The 15,508-nt window shown below is 60.4% G+C and carries 12 protein-coding genes and 1 pseudogene; 7 read left to right on the forward strand and 6 right to left on the reverse strand.

From position 1 onward, the window contains the following. Nucleotides 1–250: 250 nt before the first annotated feature. The 4 genes from J3P95_RS10080 to J3P95_RS10095 all read left to right on the forward strand — a co-directional run bounded on the left by J3P95_RS10080 (nt 251) and on the right by J3P95_RS10095 (nt 4,721). Nucleotides 251–1,219, forward strand: a complete 969-nt coding sequence (locus J3P95_RS10080) for a LysR family transcriptional regulator (RefSeq protein WP_434562609.1) — start codon at nt 251–253, stop codon at nt 1,217–1,219. Between the two features lie 274 nt (nt 1,220–1,493). Then, nucleotides 1,494–2,729 (forward strand): aromatic ring-hydroxylating oxygenase subunit alpha, encoded by a 1,236-nt coding sequence (locus J3P95_RS10085; RefSeq protein WP_434562611.1) that lies wholly within the window; start codon nt 1,494–1,496, stop codon nt 2,727–2,729. A 114-nt stretch (nt 2,730–2,843) separates the two neighbouring features. Next, nucleotides 2,844–3,737 carry a dihydrodipicolinate synthase family protein gene (locus J3P95_RS10090; RefSeq protein WP_434562613.1) on the forward strand — a complete coding sequence of 298 codons (894 nt, stop codon included), beginning with the start codon at nt 2,844–2,846 and terminating at the stop codon, nt 3,735–3,737. A gap of 96 nt (nt 3,738–3,833) precedes the next feature. Further along, nucleotides 3,834–4,721, forward strand: a complete 888-nt coding sequence (locus J3P95_RS10095; RefSeq protein WP_434577488.1) for a DMT family transporter — start codon at nt 3,834–3,836, stop codon at nt 4,719–4,721. A gap of 49 nt (nt 4,722–4,770) precedes the next feature. Here the strand turns inward: J3P95_RS10095 and J3P95_RS10100 are convergent, their stop codons facing one another. Together J3P95_RS10100 and J3P95_RS10105 are read right to left on the reverse strand one after the other, a co-directional pair. Continuing rightward, complete coding sequence (locus J3P95_RS10100; protein ID WP_434626670.1) at nt 4,771–5,625, reverse strand: methyl-accepting chemotaxis protein; 855 nt, start codon at nt 5,623–5,625, stop codon at nt 4,771–4,773. A 6-nt stretch (nt 5,626–5,631) separates the two neighbouring features. Then, nucleotides 5,632–6,714: pseudogene (locus J3P95_RS10105) on the reverse strand (HAMP domain-containing protein); the annotation flags it as partial. Between the two features lie 267 nt (nt 6,715–6,981). Here J3P95_RS10105 and J3P95_RS10110 point away from each other — a divergent pair. Beyond that, entirely contained in the window at nt 6,982–8,025 is a 1,044-nt protein-coding gene (locus tag J3P95_RS10110) for a GlxA family transcriptional regulator (RefSeq protein ID WP_434562617.1), read from the forward strand. A gap of 7 nt (nt 8,026–8,032) precedes the next feature. On the opposite strand, the gene J3P95_RS10115 is transcribed toward J3P95_RS10110, so the two are convergent. The 3 genes from J3P95_RS10115 to J3P95_RS10125 all read right to left on the reverse strand — a co-directional run bounded on the left by J3P95_RS10115 (nt 8,033) and on the right by J3P95_RS10125 (nt 9,875). Continuing rightward, entirely contained in the window at nt 8,033–8,239 is a 207-nt protein-coding gene (locus J3P95_RS10115; protein WP_186609360.1) for a hypothetical protein, read from the reverse strand. A gap of 231 nt (nt 8,240–8,470) precedes the next feature. Next, nucleotides 8,471–8,872, reverse strand: coding sequence for a hypothetical protein (locus tag J3P95_RS10120; RefSeq protein WP_434562619.1), 402 nt, complete (start codon nt 8,870–8,872; stop codon nt 8,471–8,473). Nucleotides 8,873–9,152: 280 nt separating this feature from the next. After that, nucleotides 9,153–9,875, reverse strand: coding sequence for a pirin family protein (locus J3P95_RS10125; protein ID WP_434562621.1), 723 nt, complete (start codon nt 9,873–9,875; stop codon nt 9,153–9,155). Nucleotides 9,876–10,104: 229 nt separating this feature from the next. Between J3P95_RS10125 and J3P95_RS10130 the strand changes: the two genes are divergently transcribed. Both J3P95_RS10130 and J3P95_RS10135 read left to right on the forward strand, forming a co-directional pair. Next, on the forward strand, nt 10,105–11,055 hold the full coding sequence (locus J3P95_RS10130; protein ID WP_434562623.1) for a GlxA family transcriptional regulator: 951 nt from the start codon (nt 10,105–10,107) through the stop codon (nt 11,053–11,055). 183 nt (nt 11,056–11,238) lie between these two features. Further along, the gene (locus J3P95_RS10135) at nt 11,239–12,729 is read left to right on the forward strand and encodes an ATP-binding protein (protein ID WP_434562625.1); all 1,491 of its coding nucleotides are present in this window, start codon (nt 11,239–11,241) and stop codon (nt 12,727–12,729) included. On the opposite strand, the gene J3P95_RS10140 is transcribed toward J3P95_RS10135, so the two are convergent. Next, nucleotides 12,676–15,486: an ATP-binding protein gene (locus J3P95_RS10140; protein ID WP_434577486.1), complete on the reverse strand. Its 2,811-nt coding sequence runs from the start codon at nt 15,484–15,486 to the stop codon at nt 12,676–12,678. The genes J3P95_RS10135 and J3P95_RS10140 overlap by 54 nt on opposite strands. Nucleotides 15,487–15,508: the final 22 nt, after the last annotated feature.

The raw sequence follows: 15,508 nt of genomic DNA on the forward strand, positions 1-15,508 counted from the left end.
AATGATTGATGTGCGCATGACATTTAACCTTGTTTTTATTGTTTGCCCTTGGGCTCGGGCTTTTTTTCAATCTATAAGTATCCCGGTCTTAAATCCAACAACATTTACAGGGCTTTATGGATAACCTAACGTTATCGAGGCCTGTCGAAACGACCGCCTTGGCGCGATCACGACGCTTTGTATGGCCTGGTCCAGGCGATTGAGTTACGCTGCGCGGCTTTCGCGGAGGAAAGGAGTGTGAGGGCTTACCATGCTCAGCAGACACGTTGACCCCGATACATTACTACTCAGAATGCCTTCCCTCAGGGCGGTCAGAGCATTTGTCGCCGCCGCCAAATATGAAAGCTTCACTCGGGCAGCCGAGGCACTCTGTGTATCGCAAGCAGCGATCAGTCGGCAGATTCGCGAGCTTGAGGATTCGTTGGGCGCTCAACTGTTCATGCGCGCCGGGCGGACTGTAGAACTCACCGCCGAGGGGAAGATTTTTTTTGAGGCGGCGCAACTGTCCTTCGTCAATATCGCACAGGCGGCTGAAAGGATTCGTACCACGCCGACGCAGAAGCACATCCTGACTGTTTGTTGCTCGCCGGCATTCTCTGCATTGTGGCTGACAGAACATCTTCCAGAGTTTCGTGCGACGAACCCGGATATCGAGTTCAACCTGATCACTACTCAGAACTTTGTGAATATGGAGCCTGGCGTAGAACCGGACATCATCATTTCAAAGATTCGCAAGGTAGGGGACGGGTATAAGAGCTATCAGTTGTGCCACGATATTATTTATCCTGTTTGCTCTCCCGTATTCCTGGAGTCGCACCCCGAACTGACTTCGCTTGAAGGCGTTCGCGATTCTTCGCTACTCGATCTGAGCCCCTATGGACGCTCGGGGGTGGCTGAGCATGTGGACTGGGGGGTATGGCTGGCTTTTCTGAACATTGATATTGATGAGCGTCCTGGCGACTGCCCGCCTATTTTTCATGCCAATGATTACAACCTGATCATGAACATGGTCTTGACCCATCAAGGTGTCGCACTGGGCTGGAACCAGCTGGTCGGGGCCATGGTCGAGAGAGGCCAGCTTGTTCGCCCCGTCGAGCAGCAGGTGACGCTTCGAAACAGTCTCCATTATGTTGCCTGTAATGAAAGGACCGAATATGAAGATGCCTGTCGGAGAGTGCGCGACTGGATCCTTTCGAAGTTTTCCAGATGGGCCGTATGAATTTCCCCCCCGGCAGGCTCCTCTCGGCCGCTAGCGAAATGTAAACAGGGTATTGTCCGGGTTCACCGGGTCATAACGCCAAGTTATCAGTTGAACAACGAAAATGTAGTTTTGTCGAGCGGATTGGCTATCGTACTCTTCGTGTTAAACATGGCTGATACATGCGTGTTCAGCGGCTGCGTTGGGCGATTTTCTGCGCTGTATCCGCCGGCCATGACAGCGTTTTCTGGGCGTACTTGCCATTAACCGTCAGGTTGATGTGTAGAGGATAATAATGAATATCAAAGCATCCGTGATCGACCTGATTAAAAAGCGCAAGGCCCGCCACGCGCTTCCACGCGAACTGTATATCGAGCCCGATGTTTTTCGCCAGGATCTCGAGCAGATCTGGCACAAGGATTGGATCTTTGCCGGGCATACCTTTGAGCTTGAAAAACCCGGGCAATACTTGACGTTGCAGATCGGTGACTATCCAGTCTTGGTCATCAGGGACAAGAGTGGCCAGGTCCGGGCTTTTCACAATGCTTGCCGCCATCGTGGCTCTAAAGTTTGTGAGCACGCCCAGGGCAAAGTTGCAAAACTGGTCTGCCCTTATCATAAGTGGACTTTCGAACTGGATGGCAGCCTTTTGTTTGCCGGTAACATGGGCGCCGATTTCGACAGGACTCAATACAACCTGAAACCTGTTCATTGTGAAGTTGTTCATACCTACATTTACGTATGCGTCGCCGACGAGGCGCCCGAGTTCGAAAGTTTCAGGAACTCTGTAAGTCCTTTCATCGCCCCGCATTTCCTGGATAACTGCAAGGTGGCTTTCGAGTCAAACCTCATAGAAAAGGGTAACTGGAAGCTCGTCTTTGAAAACAATCGCGAGTGTTTCCACTGTGACGGTACGCATCCGGAGTTGATGAACTCTTTTGTCGAGAATCTTTCGGTGGCAGGCGTCGGGGGCGAAGATGATCCCGAACTGACGGCGCACTGGAATCGCTGCGAAATCGCCGGTATGCCCAGCAAGCTGGTCATGGACCCGAATGGCCGTTTTCGTATGACACGCATTCCGCTTTCCGCGGGCGCGGTGAGCTACACGATGGATGGTAAACCGGCTGTGACGGGACGCCTGGATAAAAGCGGCGAGCCGGATATCGGCGCGTTGCTCTACTTTAACTACCCATCTACCTGGAACCACTTTCTTGGCGATCACGCATTGAGCTTCCGGGTCCTCCCGATCGGACCTGGCGAAACACTGGTGACGACCAAATGGCTGGTGCCCAATACCGCCGTAGAAGGTGTTGACTACGAGATTGATCGGCTGACGAAGGTCTGGCTTGCCACCAACGATCAAGACCGTCGTCTGGTGGAAGGCACGCAGGCCGGTGTGACCTCGCCGACTTACGAACCGGGACCCTTCTCGGACATTGCGGAAAATGGTGTATGCCAGTTTGACGATTGGTATTGCGAAACCATGCTGACGCGCCTCCAGGCCCAGATTCCACTTAAATCGGTGGGTTGATTTCCCGGCGACGATGGCCGGCGCTTTCTGCGTCGGCCATTGCTATTGCATGCAAACAGCCCGAAAGGGTTGTTGGCGCATCCGATCAAGAAGAACAAGAAGGGACTCAACTCAATGTCCGCATTCGCTTTTTCCGGTCTCAACCTGGCCGTGACCACGCCGTTTGATGGCCAAGGCAAGATCGACTATCCACGCTTCGAGACGTTGCTCGAACACTATCTGGCTGCTGGCGTACAGGGTTTTGTCCTGAGTTCCGGGACGGGCATGCACGTCTACCTGAGCCAGGAAGAGTCCAGGCAGCTGGTTGCCTTTGGTGCCAAGGTCATCAATGGGCGTGCTCGCGTCATCGTGCAAACTTCTGCCTTGTTGGCGGAGGAAGTGGTGCAGCGCACCCGCCATGCCGCTGAATGCGGCGCCGATGGCGTCATGGTGCTGCCACCGTTTTTCGAAGGCCCCACCGACGACCAGGGCATCGTCGATTTCTACGCCACGGTGTCCGAAGCTGGGTTGCCGATCATTGGTTACAACGTGCCCCAGGCAGTGGGCGTGGAAGTGACCCCTTCGCTGTTTCGCCAGTTGAGCCAGATTCCAAACTTCGTCTCGGTCAAGGACAGCAGCGGTGATCTCGCCGCCCAGGCCTCGCTGATCCGCACGGGCCTGCCGACGATGAATGGCGCCGACGCGCTGGTGCCTTACGCGCTCTTGGCCGGTGCCGCGGGCCTGATCTGGGGTGGGGCGAACATGGCGCCGCGATCTTGTGTTGCGGTGGCGAAGGCTGCCATGGAACTGGATTGGGCGCGAGCCCGGGAGATCTGGCGGTCGATCGAGCCGGTGATGTCATTGATCTGGCAGGGTGATTATGTACAGTCGGTCTATGCCGCTGCCCAGATCAGCGGTTATGGGGCTGGGAATCCGCGTCGGCCCTTGGCGCGTTTGTCCGTCGATAAAATCGACAGGCTCACGGTTGCCCTTGCGCCGTTGATCGCCCTCGAGTCAGACCTCGCCTGACGACGGCGCCCGGGCGTACGATTACGCGAATGGCGTGCCGGGCATGAATGATGCCTGTCGTCACGAAGCCGCAGTCTCCCCGCAATGGAGTGGTCTATGAGCAGTCAGTTGGACAGCGCGGCGCGTGCTTGCGATGTACCCAGGCCTGGGCTTGGCATTGTCTTGTGTTTGTTGTCCATGCTGATCTTCGCGGGCCAGGATGGGGTGACCAAGGAGCTGGTCAAAGACTTGCCGGTCGCGCAGCTGGTCATGGTGCGTTATTGGGTGTTCCTGGCATTTGCAGTGGGCTATAGCGTCTATCAGGGCACACTGCGCACCGCCTGTCGAAGCCGGCACCCCTACCTGCAGATCATTCGTGCGCTGATCGGGGTGGGTGAAATCGCGTTGTTTGGCCTAGGACTGCGCTACCTCGGGTTGGCTGAGATGCATGCGCTGTATGCGGTGTTTCCCTTGATGACCCTGGCGCTGGCCGGCGCGTTGCTGGGCGAATTCATTGGGGTGCGTCGATGGATTGCCGCTGCCACCGGCTTCATGGGAACGTTGATTATCCTTCGACCCGGTAGCGGAGTTTTCGAACTGGCGGCACTGATCCCGTTGGTGGCGGCCCTGGGGTTCGCGCTGTTCAACGTACTGACACGCCGTATTAGCCGGGACGATTCGTTTGCGACGAACCTGCTTTACATGGGCTCCATCGGCGCCTTCGTCATGACGGTATCCGGCCTTCCCGGATGGGTGGCGCCGACGCCGATGCAATGGGGCCTTATCGCGGTGCTTGCCACCACCGGTGTCGTGGCCCAGCTGCTGCTTATCCAAGCGCTCAGGTACGCAACGGCCGCGACGCTGCAACCGTTCAATTACACGCTGCTGGTGTTTGCCACGTTGATCGGCTTGTTCGTGTTCGGCGAGCTTCCGGATACCTGGACCATCGTAGGAGCGTGCACGGTGATTGCCGCTGGTCTGTACGCGATCCGGGCGAAAGGGTAGTGCGCAGGATGGATCAGGGCGTGAGCCGTCCTTGGCTCAGCGATGTCGATTAGAACTTGAAGCGCCCAACCAAGCCCTTGAGCTGCGCGGAAATATCCGTCAAACGCCCCGAGCCGGTTTGCGCCGTGTGGGCAAATTCCTCGACCAGCTGCGCATCGGAATGGATCTGCGCGATGTGCCGGTTGATGTCTTCGGCCACTTGGTGCTGTTCTTCCGCGGCCGTGGCGATCTGGGTGTTCTGGTCGCGAATCGAGTCCACCGACGTGCGAATCTTGTCGAAGCTGTCACGGGCCTGCTGGATGCGTTCGACACTGGTTTGTGACACTTGCAGGCTGTTCTGCATTTGTTGGGTCACTTCCTGGGTGCGCCGCGCGAGGTTGCCGAGCAGGCTGTCGATCTCGCCGGTGGAGTCGGCGGTGCGCCGTGCCAGGGCGCGCACTTCGTCGGCCACCACGGCAAAGCCACGGCCCTGATCGCCTGCACGCGCCGCCTCGATGGCGGCGTTGAGCGCCAGCAGGTTGGTCTGTTCGGCGATCGAGCGAATAGTGTCGAGGATGGTGTTGATGTTCTTGCTGTCCTGTTCCAGCGCCTGCATGGTCTGGGTCGACTTCTGCAGGTCCTCGCTCAATTTCAATACGCTGCCGGTGGCTTCGCCAATGTGATGCTGGCCGTCGTGCACGTCGCGGTAGCCGGTATCCGCGCTGACGGCGGCCTGGCTGCAAGAACGGGCCACTTCGTTGGCGGTGGCGACCATTTCGTTGAACGCGGTGCTCACCAGCTCCACGGCCTGGCGCTGGCGCCCGGCGGCATCGTTCATGTTCTGGGCCACGTTGCTGGTATCGGCCGCGGCAGTTTGCAGGTCGGACGAGGCGCTGCCGATGCGCTGCATCAGTTGCGCGATCATGCCCAGGAACTGGTTGAACCAGCCCGCCAGAGTGGCCGTTTCGTCCTTGCCCTGCACCGATAGTTTGCGGGTGAGGTCACCTTCGCCTTCGGCGATTTCCTGCAGGCCATTGGCAACACCGCGGATCGGCCGCACGATCACGCTGGCGAAGCTGGCGCCGACAATGGCGAAGACCACGGCCAGCGCGGCGGCGATGGCGGCGATCAACCAGGTCAGGCTCGAGGCCTCGGCCATCACTTCGTCGCGTTTGATCAGCCCGATGAAGCGCCAGCCCAGGCTTTTGGAGGTCACGATGTTAGCCATGTAAGGCACGCCATCGATTTCGATCTCGGTGGCACCATCGCTGCTCTTGGCCAGCGCGGCGTAATTGGGACCCAGATCGGCCAGCGGCTTGAAGTTATGCTTGGCCTCGGCGGGGTCGACCAGCACGTTGCCGCTGGCTTCCACCAGCATCAGGTAGCCGCTGTCGCCCAGCTTGATGTTCTTGACCAGTTCGGTCAGCTGCTTGAGCGATACGTCGAGGCCGACCACGCCGACCAGTTTGCCGCTGGCGTCGGCGACGGTGTGCACGATGCCGATCAACGACACGTCGTCCGGCGCCCAGTAATAGGCATCGGTCTTCACGGTGGTGCCAGGCGCCGCAATGGCTGCCTTGTACCAAGGGCGCGCGCGCGGGTCGTAGTTGGAAATCTTCGGATCATCCGGCCAACTGGCGTAGCCGCCGTCCGCCAGGCCCAGGGACAGGTAGGCGGTGGTTGGGTGGCTCTTGGCAAACTGGTCGAAAATCTCCAGCAGTTGTTTGTTGTTTTCGGTCAGCGGGATTTGCGCGGCGTCAGCGCCGGAATAGTTTTTCAGGTCCTTGGCTGCGACGATCCGCGGGTCCTTGGCGAAGAATTCGACGTTCTGCATGATGCCGTCGAAGAACTGCTTCATGCCGTTGTCGATCTGGCGGATCTCGCGGCTGCTGCTGTCCAGGAAGTTGGCTTGTGCCGCGTCGCGCAGGTTCAATACCACGAGCACCGCCACCAGGATAACCGGGAGGCAGGCAATGGTCGCGAACGCCCATGTCAGCTTCTGTTTGATATTCATGACTTCTCCCGCAGGTATTTATCGGTATTGGAACGGCGGAAACATTAGCGAGCGTTGCGAACTTGGAAGGGAAAGCGCCCATGCCTACTCTGAGGCTATCGACCAATGTCGTATTCCCTTGAGTTGGCCACCTGTCGGAGGTCGTTAACGCTGACAGTGATGTCGCGCAGACGATTGTCGCCCGTGCGGTTAATCGCGAAGATGCTATCGCTCGGGGACTGTTTGCCCGAGTCCAGTCCCGATCGCCTTCCTGTCTCACGAGGCCCCATGCCCAGCGCATTCGAAAGCGTACTCAAGAACAAGAACATGGCCTATCGCCCTCAAGGGGCTGTGCCTGTCGGACAAGCGCCGGTCCGCGTCGCGTTTGTGCTGATGGACAATTTTTCAATGATGTCCTTTACCGGCGCGGTGGACGCGCTGGTCACCGCCAACCTGATGAGCGACGTGCCGCTCTATGAAGTGCTGACAGTAGGCGCATCGGGCGGCCAGGTGACGAGTGACCTGGGCATCGTCATTTCCACCGATACCGAGCTGACGCAATTGCCGGATAACCTGGACGTGCTGATCGTTGCGGGAGGCTTTCGCGTGAAATTGCAGGGCACGCCCTTGCTGCGGCGCAAGCTGCGCGCCAATGCGGCATCGGGGACGATAGTGGGTGGGCTGTGGAACGGCGTGTTTTTCGTCGCGGATGCGGGCTTGCTCGACGGTTTCGAATGCGCGGTCCACCCGGAAAGTCGCGCGACGATGACCGAGATGTTCCCCCACGTGAAAGTCTTGAGTCGTGCCTATGTGGTGGACCGCGAGCGGGTCAGTTGCGCGGGCGCCAACAGTTCGCTGCGCATGATGCTCCAGCTGATCCGTCGCACGGGCGGGGAGGCGTTGGTGGGGGCGATCGAGGAAATTCTTCGTTGCGACGAATCAGGCGATGACGCCACCGATCTGCCGCCGATCTTCGTCGAGACGGATCCGACGCTGCCGGAAAGTCTCAAGCTGGCGTTGGAGCTGATGTGGCAGAACGTCGAGGAACCGTTGACGATCGATGAGCTGGCGGCTTGCGTCAAGGTTTCGAAGCGCCAGCTGGAGCGGCGGTTCTGCCGGTTTCTCGGTGCGACGCCAACCCGCTATTACCTGGAGCTGCGCCTGACTCGGGCGCGCCAGCTCATCCAGCAAACCAATCGATCGGTCACTGAGATCGCCGTCGCAACGGGCTTCGTCAGCTCCCCGCATTTCCAACGACGCTTCCGGGATTTTTTTGGCGTTCCGCCCGGCAGCTACCGCACGGCATTCGGGCGAAAGCAAGTGTCGCAGTGAGCGGCCTTCAGGCCGCGCGCGTCTTCTGAACGACGTACAACGCGATACAGCCTGTGGCACACAGCCAGATGATCGAGCCGCAGGCGGCCGCTATCAAGGAAAAATCAGAATCCAATTCGAGCATCCCTGGCACGGCGTACGCGAACCAAAGGAGAGAGATCAAAACGTAGGCCAGCGACGACATCAGGAGTTCGAATATCTTTTTTGCGTGCATCAAAGTTCCCCGCCCGCCGACAAGGGCAGGTGTTCCAGGCTATCAGTCAGGTTGTCTTTTTTTCTGTCTGGGCAGAAATAAAAGCTGTCTCATTAGTTGATGGCGCATCGCTGCAAGGCTTGCCGATCAACTACGCAGACATTCCATGTCAGAGAGCTAGCAGGAAACTTCGCTCTGTAATGACATCCGCACCTCTGCGAATGGCGACGCCACAGGCTAGTGGCGTTGGGTTCAGCTTTTATGGTCCGACAGTTTGTCCGCTGGCAACTCTTTCGTCTGTGTGGCGGTCAGGGTTTTGCCTTTGCAGAGTATTCTCGCCACCTCATCAGCGATCGAACCCTCGACGATTCGCCCTTGCATCTGGTCGAATTCGGCTTTTTCCAGACCTTCGAGACTGTTGTACATGCCCATATGGCGGACGTTTCTATCGGTGCAATCGAGTTCAAGCTTGGTGTAAGTGGTGAAATAGGTACCGGTTCTTTTTACCGTCGCCTGGACAGCCGTCCCACTTTCAACAAACGAGACGATGGCGTACTCGGCATTCGAGTCATCGTAGGTGTATTGAATCTTCTGTACGTCTGCACTCGCTTGGCATACTGCGAAAGCAATGCCTATCGAAATAACCTTTTTCATTTCTTTTCTTCCGTGAAATGAGCTGTACTAAGCGATGATGGCCAAGTGAAATCATTTTGCTTGGCTTGAGAGGCCGAGTCAATATGGCAGTGTGATGACAGAGCCTGGCCGCTGGTCGGACAGCGTCAGTGCTTCGGGACTTTAGGCCTTCGCCGCTGGCGCCGCAATACGAAGGGCGAAACCCTATCGCGGCGTTTGCGCTGGAGAGCGAGTGAGGCCATGAGTCCCTGTGGGAGCGAGCGGGTCCCACAGGTTCATCGATAGCGTCACGGCGTGGGCCTCATGGCATTTGCGGCAGTTCCTGTGGGCGCAGGTCAAACACCAGCACCTCGGCGTCTTTGCCGTTGGTCAGCGTCAACACTTGCTCATTGCGCACTCGTACGCCATCGCCTTCTTGCAACGCCACGCCATTGAGCTCGACGCTGCCTCGCGCGACATGTACATAGGCGTAGCGATCAGTGGCCAACGTCAGTGTGGCGCTTTCCTTGCCATCGAACAGGCCGGCATACACCCGTGCGTCCTGACGAACATGCAGCGAACCTTCGGCGCCGTCGGGGGAGATGATCAGTTGCAGGCGGCCGCGTTTCTGTTCGGTACTGAAATGTTCCTGCTGGTAGCGCGGCGTGGCACCCACGACGTTGGGCACGATCCAGATTTGCAGGAAGTGCACCGGTTCGTCGGCGCTGTGATTGAACTCACTGTGGGCCACGCCACTGCCGGCGCTCATCAGTTGCACATCGCCCGGACGAATGACCGAGCCTGTCCCCAAGGTGTCCTTGTGCTCCAGCGCGCCTTCGAGCACATAGGAGAAAATTTCCATGTCCCGATGCGGGTGTTGGCCGAAGCCTTTGGCCGCGGCGACGCGGTCGTCGTTGATGACCAGCAGGTCGGAAAAACCCTGTTGGTTGATGTCGCGGTAGTGGGCGAACGAAAAGGTGTGGAACGAAGTCAGCCAGCCGTGACGGGCGATACCGCGTTCAGTCGCTTTGCGAAGGGTCAGCATGAGGATTCTCCTGGTTTCAGTGGGCGGTGGCCGTGGCCGTTCGCCGGGTACAGAAGAAGGTTAATGGTTATCAGGCTGTTCAATAAGCGGCTTAATGGGGAAATACTGTCCGTCCTGAGTGGACAATCTCGCCGACGGTGCTTCGCTTCGTCATAATGCCCGCCAATGTCCCGTTGTCACCCTGTGGCCGAGCTGGCAGCAGTGTCCTCCCGATTTTGGCGTCTTATCCATGAAAACCGTTGCGATGGTGTTATTCCCCGATTTCCTGCTGCTCGACATGGCCGGGCCTCTCGAAGTGTTTTCCATCGCCAATCGTTTTCTCGGGCCGGATCAACACTATCAGTTGCTGACCCTGGGCACCGAGCGAGGCCCGCTGCGGGCCTCCAATGGTGTGACGGTCCAGGCCGACATCCATATCGACCAGGCTTGGGCTGCCTACGACATATTGTTGGTGCCGGGCGGCCCTGGCGCCTACAACGATCGGCATCCAGGTTTGCACACCTGGCTGCGGGCCTCGGCCCAACGGGCCACTCGCTACGGTTCGATCTGTACCGGCGCCTTTGTGCTCGGTGAAGCGGGCCTGCTGGACGGGCACCGCGTCACCACCCATTGGCACTACACCGAGCGGCTGATCCAGCGCTTCCCCAAGGCGTTGGTCGAGACTGACAAGATCTTTTTGCAAGACCGGCGCCTGATCACGTCGGGCGGCGTCACGGCCGGCATCGATATGGCTTTGTCCATCGTCGCCCAGGACCATGGGCGCAAAGCCGCGCTGGATATTGCCAAGGTATTGCTGGTGGTGATGCAGCGTCAGGGCGGGCAGGCGCAGTTCAGTCCGTCGGTTGCGGTGATCGCGACCCAGGATTCGCCGGTGACGCGCGTACAGAACTACGTGATGGAGCACCTGGAGGAACCCTTCACCGTCGAACGCATGGCGGCCCTGGCCGCCATGAGCGCTCGGCATTTTGCCCGGGTGTTCGTCCGGGAAGTCAAGATGACGCCCATGGAGTTCCTGCAGGGCGCGCGTATCGATCGGGCGCGGCAGTTGCTTGAATCCACCGACTTGCCGCTCAAGACCGTGGCCTTTCGCAGCGGGTTCGGCAGTGTCCGGCACATGCGCCTGCTGTTCAGTGAAAAACTCGGCCTGACCCCGGTCCAGTACCGGCAGCAGTTCAGTTGAGCCTCCGGTGTCCGTCCTGGGCACCGTCATGTCCGTGATGGGTCCTGTGCCAGCATTGTTCTCCCGTCGATGGCTGCCAAGATAACGGCAAACCCTCTGGAAAGGATGCGCAAGAGCCAGGGCAGACGTGTGCGGCGTTGCGCAGCGATCTGCCTGGACCGGTCATCTGGCGCAGGATCGCTCATGAACAGTTTCGTCAAACCCTGCACCGAGCCCACGGTGTGCTTCGGTCCGTTTGTCTTCCATCGCCAGCAGCGACTGGTCACCCGTGACGCAAGCCCCTTGGCGCTGGGCGGTCGCGCGCTGGACATTTTGCAAGTATTGGTAGCGCACGCCGGGGCCTTCGTCAGCAAGCAAACGCTGATTGCCCGCGTCTGGCCCGACAGCGTGGTTGAAGACATCAATCTGCGGGTGCATATCGCGGCGCTGCGGCGAGCGTTCGGCGAGGGCCGTGACGGCCAACGCTACATTCTCAATCATCCCCGCCAGGGCTACTGCTTTGCCGTGCCGCTGGCGTTGGAGTCAGTTGCGCAACTCCCCGACACGCCGCCGTCCGAGCGGCACAATCTGCCCGCGCGCCTGAGTCCGGTGATCGGTCGCGACAAGGTGCTGGGCCGCTTGCTGGTCGAAGTGCCCCGCCAGCCGCTGACTACCGTCACGGGTCCGGGCGGTATCGGCAAGACCACCGTGGTGCTGCGCACAGCTGAGCTGTTGCTGGAGCACTTTGCCGACGGCGCCTGGTTCATTGATATGGCTGCCATCAACGACCCGGCGCAGGTCCCGGTGCGGATTGCCCAAGCCCTTGGCCTGGCCGGCGGCGCCTTGGCCCAGCGACTGCAACCCTGTCGGATGTTGCTGGTGCTCGATGGTTGTGAACACCTGATCGGCGCCTGCCGGGAACTGGCCGTGACGCTGCGGGCAACGGCGCCGGGCGTATCGCTGCTATTGAGCAGCCGCGAAGCCCTCGATCTTGCTGACGAAAATGTCGTGCAATTGCCCGGCCTGGCTGTGACATCGCCCCACGAACCCTGCCACCAGATATTGGCCTCCCCGGCGGTACAACTATTGATTGATCGGGTCGGCGCCCGGCAGCAGGATTTCAAGCCGAGTGAGCGCGACCTGATCCCCTTGGCGCGGATCTGCCGGCGCTTGGATGGGTTGCCGCTGGCACTGGAATTGGCGGCGGCGCAAGTGGATGTGCTGGGCGTGGCCGGGGTTCTCGAGCAGTTGAACTACGGTCTGTCGCTGCTGAGCCATGGACGTCGCACAGCCGAGGCGCGCCACCGAAGCCTGGAGGCGGCCCTGGATTGGAGCTTCGAACGCTTGAGTGACGATGAGCGAACGGTTTTCCAACGCCTCGCGGTGTTCGAATTGCCGTTCACGCTCAAGGCGATGATGGCCGTGGCCAGTTGCTTGGAAGTGGAAACCGGTCGATTGCCCTGGCTGTTGTCACGGCTGGTCGCCCAATCGCTGGTGATGGTCGAGCAACGGGCCGAAGGGATTCGTTACCATCTGCTGCGCACCACCCGCGCCTATGCCTTGGAAAAACTGCGCGGCAGTGGGCAATGGCAGCTCGTGCATCGACGCTACGCGCTGCAACAAGCGTGGCAGACGCACCGGTCACGACCCGAGGCGCCGGGCCAGCGACTGGAGCAGCGCGTCGGCTTCTTTTAGATCGGGCGTGTCGAAGCCTTCGGTGAAGCGTCGATAGACGCGGGCGAGCACATCCTCTGCGGCCTCGTCCTGGTCCTGGCGCTGCCACAGTCGGGCCAGCGACAGAGCGCAGCGCAACTCCCAGGCGAGCGCGCCTTGACGCCTGGCCACGTCCAGCGCGGCCAGCAGCAGCGCTTCGGCTTGGCTTTCGACATGCGGGTCATTCTGCGCCAGCAAGGCTTGAGCGTTGGCCCGCAGGATCTCCGCCGAACACCAGCCTGCGGCGCCGCTGTGGGCGCGTTCGATCTGCTGCGCACTGACAGCCTCTGCCCGCAGCGTCACGACGATGTCCTCGATCAGGCTGGTGGTGGTCGGGTACGTCGCCAGGGGTGCGCCGTCAAATGCGCGTTGGTAATGGCAGGCCCAGTCATGGAACAGCGTCACCGAATGCTTCCTGGCCTGGCACTTCAAGAGATCGAGCCGTTCGCGGGCGGTCAAGTGATCGCCAGCGTAATGGGCGATTACGCAACCGGCCGTCGCCAGGGTGTAGCAGATCGAGGTCCCGTGGTTGATCTGCAGGGCGATTTGCAGCGCCAGGTCGGCGGTGCGCCGGGCTTTTTCGGCGAATCCTTGCAGCCAGAGAATGCGCGCCAGGATGGTCAGCGCCGCCACGCTCTGTTCGTATTGCACGCCGAAACCGTGGGTGAAGCGGCTCAGGTGGCCGTTTTGGGCCAGGCGCTGGATGACCTGCTCGGCATGGTGCCGCGCAGCGCCCTGATCGCCGGTGAAATGCAACGCCAGCACCCGCAACCGTTGGGTGCTCAAGGACAGCACCGGATCGCCCGGCAGCCCCAGCCGGTCGAAGGCCAGCCATTGTTCCAGCGCCTCCTGGTAGCGACCGCGGCTGAGATTTACCGTCATTTGGCCCGACACTGCCCGCAGCTCGCCGGGTAAATCGTGGCATAACCGGGCCCATTGCCGGGCCGTGACGAACGCCTCGACGGTGGCAGGTGTACCGCCCTCGGTGTGGTAGTTGAAACTGGCGTGGGCCAGCTCCAGGGCGAGGGTCAATTTCGGGCACGGCGAGGGGCCGGACCTGAGCAATTGCCGGGCCTTGCTGACGTAAAGCCCATGTTCCTTGAGCAGCGACAGTTCTTGCCAGAGGGGCAGGGTGCGGGCGGTCAGGCGGATCGCCACGCTGTGGGAGCCGTGCGGGCCCAACCCTCGGTCCAGCGCCGCGCGGATGTCGTCACGGTAGGTCGCGTAGCGTTCGATCCAAAGCCGCGTGGGCGTGGTGTGCCAATCTTTCTCGGCCTGCTCCATGAGCGTCAGGCAGCGCTCGGCGTGACGCTCCTGGCTGGCGGCGAGTTCGCCTGCGTCGATCAACTTCTCCAGGGCATAGCTTCGGGTGGTGTCCAGCAGGCGATAACGCACCTCTTCGTCGCCGATCTCGACATTCAGCAGGGATTTGGCGACCAACTGACTGACCGACACCAACACTTGCTCGGGCGCTACATGCTGGCCAACGATGACCGCCGCGGCCGAGACGAGATTGAAACTGCCCATGAACACCGCCAGGCGTCGCAAGGACGTCTGCTCGCACGTGGTCAGTAGCGCGAAGCTCCAATCCAGCGTGGCGCGCAGCGTCTGTTGGCGCGGTGCGCTGGCGTGAATGTCATGGTCGAGCAGGGCGACGCTGTCCTGCAACTGCCGGCAAAGCTCTTCCAGTCCCAAGCGCCCCACCTGGGCCGCGGCAAGTTCGATCGCCAGGGGAATGCCATCCAGCCGCTGGCAGATGTCTACCACCATCGGCACTTCATGATCGGTCAGCTCGAAATCGTCCTGGCTGGCCATCGCCCGCTCGGCGAACAGTTGCAGCGCCGGGTAGGCCAGGGCTGGATAACCTTCGATGACCACGCCCCGTGGCGGCAGCGCCAGTGAGTCGAGGCGTTGCACGTGTTCGCTTTCGGCGCGCAGGCCTTCGCGGCTGGTGGCCAGGATGTGCAAGTGAGGCGCGCCACGCAGCAAGGTCTCGCAGAGCGGGGCAACGGCGTCGATCAGGTGTTCGCAGGTGTCGATCACCAGCAACAAGTGACGCTCCTTGAGCGGCCGGATCATGGCCTCAAGCGGCTCGCCGTCCTGCAGCGATAGATCGAGCAGGGAGCAGAGATTGGGCGCGATCATGGCCGGGTCGTTGAGCGAGCCCAGGTCCAGCAGATAAGTGCCGTCGCGGTAATGGCCGATCAGCCGCTCGGCGACCCGCAGGGCGACGGTGGTCTTGCCGATGCCACCACTGCCAACCAGGGTAATGAAGCGTTTTCGCGGCAGCTGCGCCACCAGCGCCTCGACCATGCCTTGACGGCCGATCATGCGGGTGCGGCGCGGCGGCAGGTTGCGCGCCAGCGAAGGGTGCGGGATACGCGCCAGTTGTTCGGGCGATTCGAACGTCACCGGCGCGACAAAACTGTAGCCGCGCTGCGCCACGGTGACGATGTAGCGCTGGCCGGCTTGCCCATCGCCCAAGGCCTTGCGCAGTGCCGCCACGTGAACCCGCAGATTGGTGTCTTCCACCACGCTCTTGGGCCAGACACGAGCGATCAGTTGCTGCTTGCTCACCACTTGGCCGGCGTGTTCGAGCAGCACCAGCAGAATCTCCACCGCTCGCCGTCCCAGGCGCAACGGTTGCCCGCCCTCCAACACCAGGCGCTGGCGCGGATGGACCCGGTAAGGGCCGAAATGCACTGTCTGTTCGACGGGCAGGCTGAGGTATTGGCTCATGGTGCGCTCATTGTTCTGTTCC

The organism is Pseudomonas sp. Z5-35 (assembly GCF_051131945.1).
Lineage (GTDB): Bacteria > Pseudomonadota > Gammaproteobacteria > Pseudomonadales > Pseudomonadaceae > Aquipseudomonas > Aquipseudomonas marvdashtae.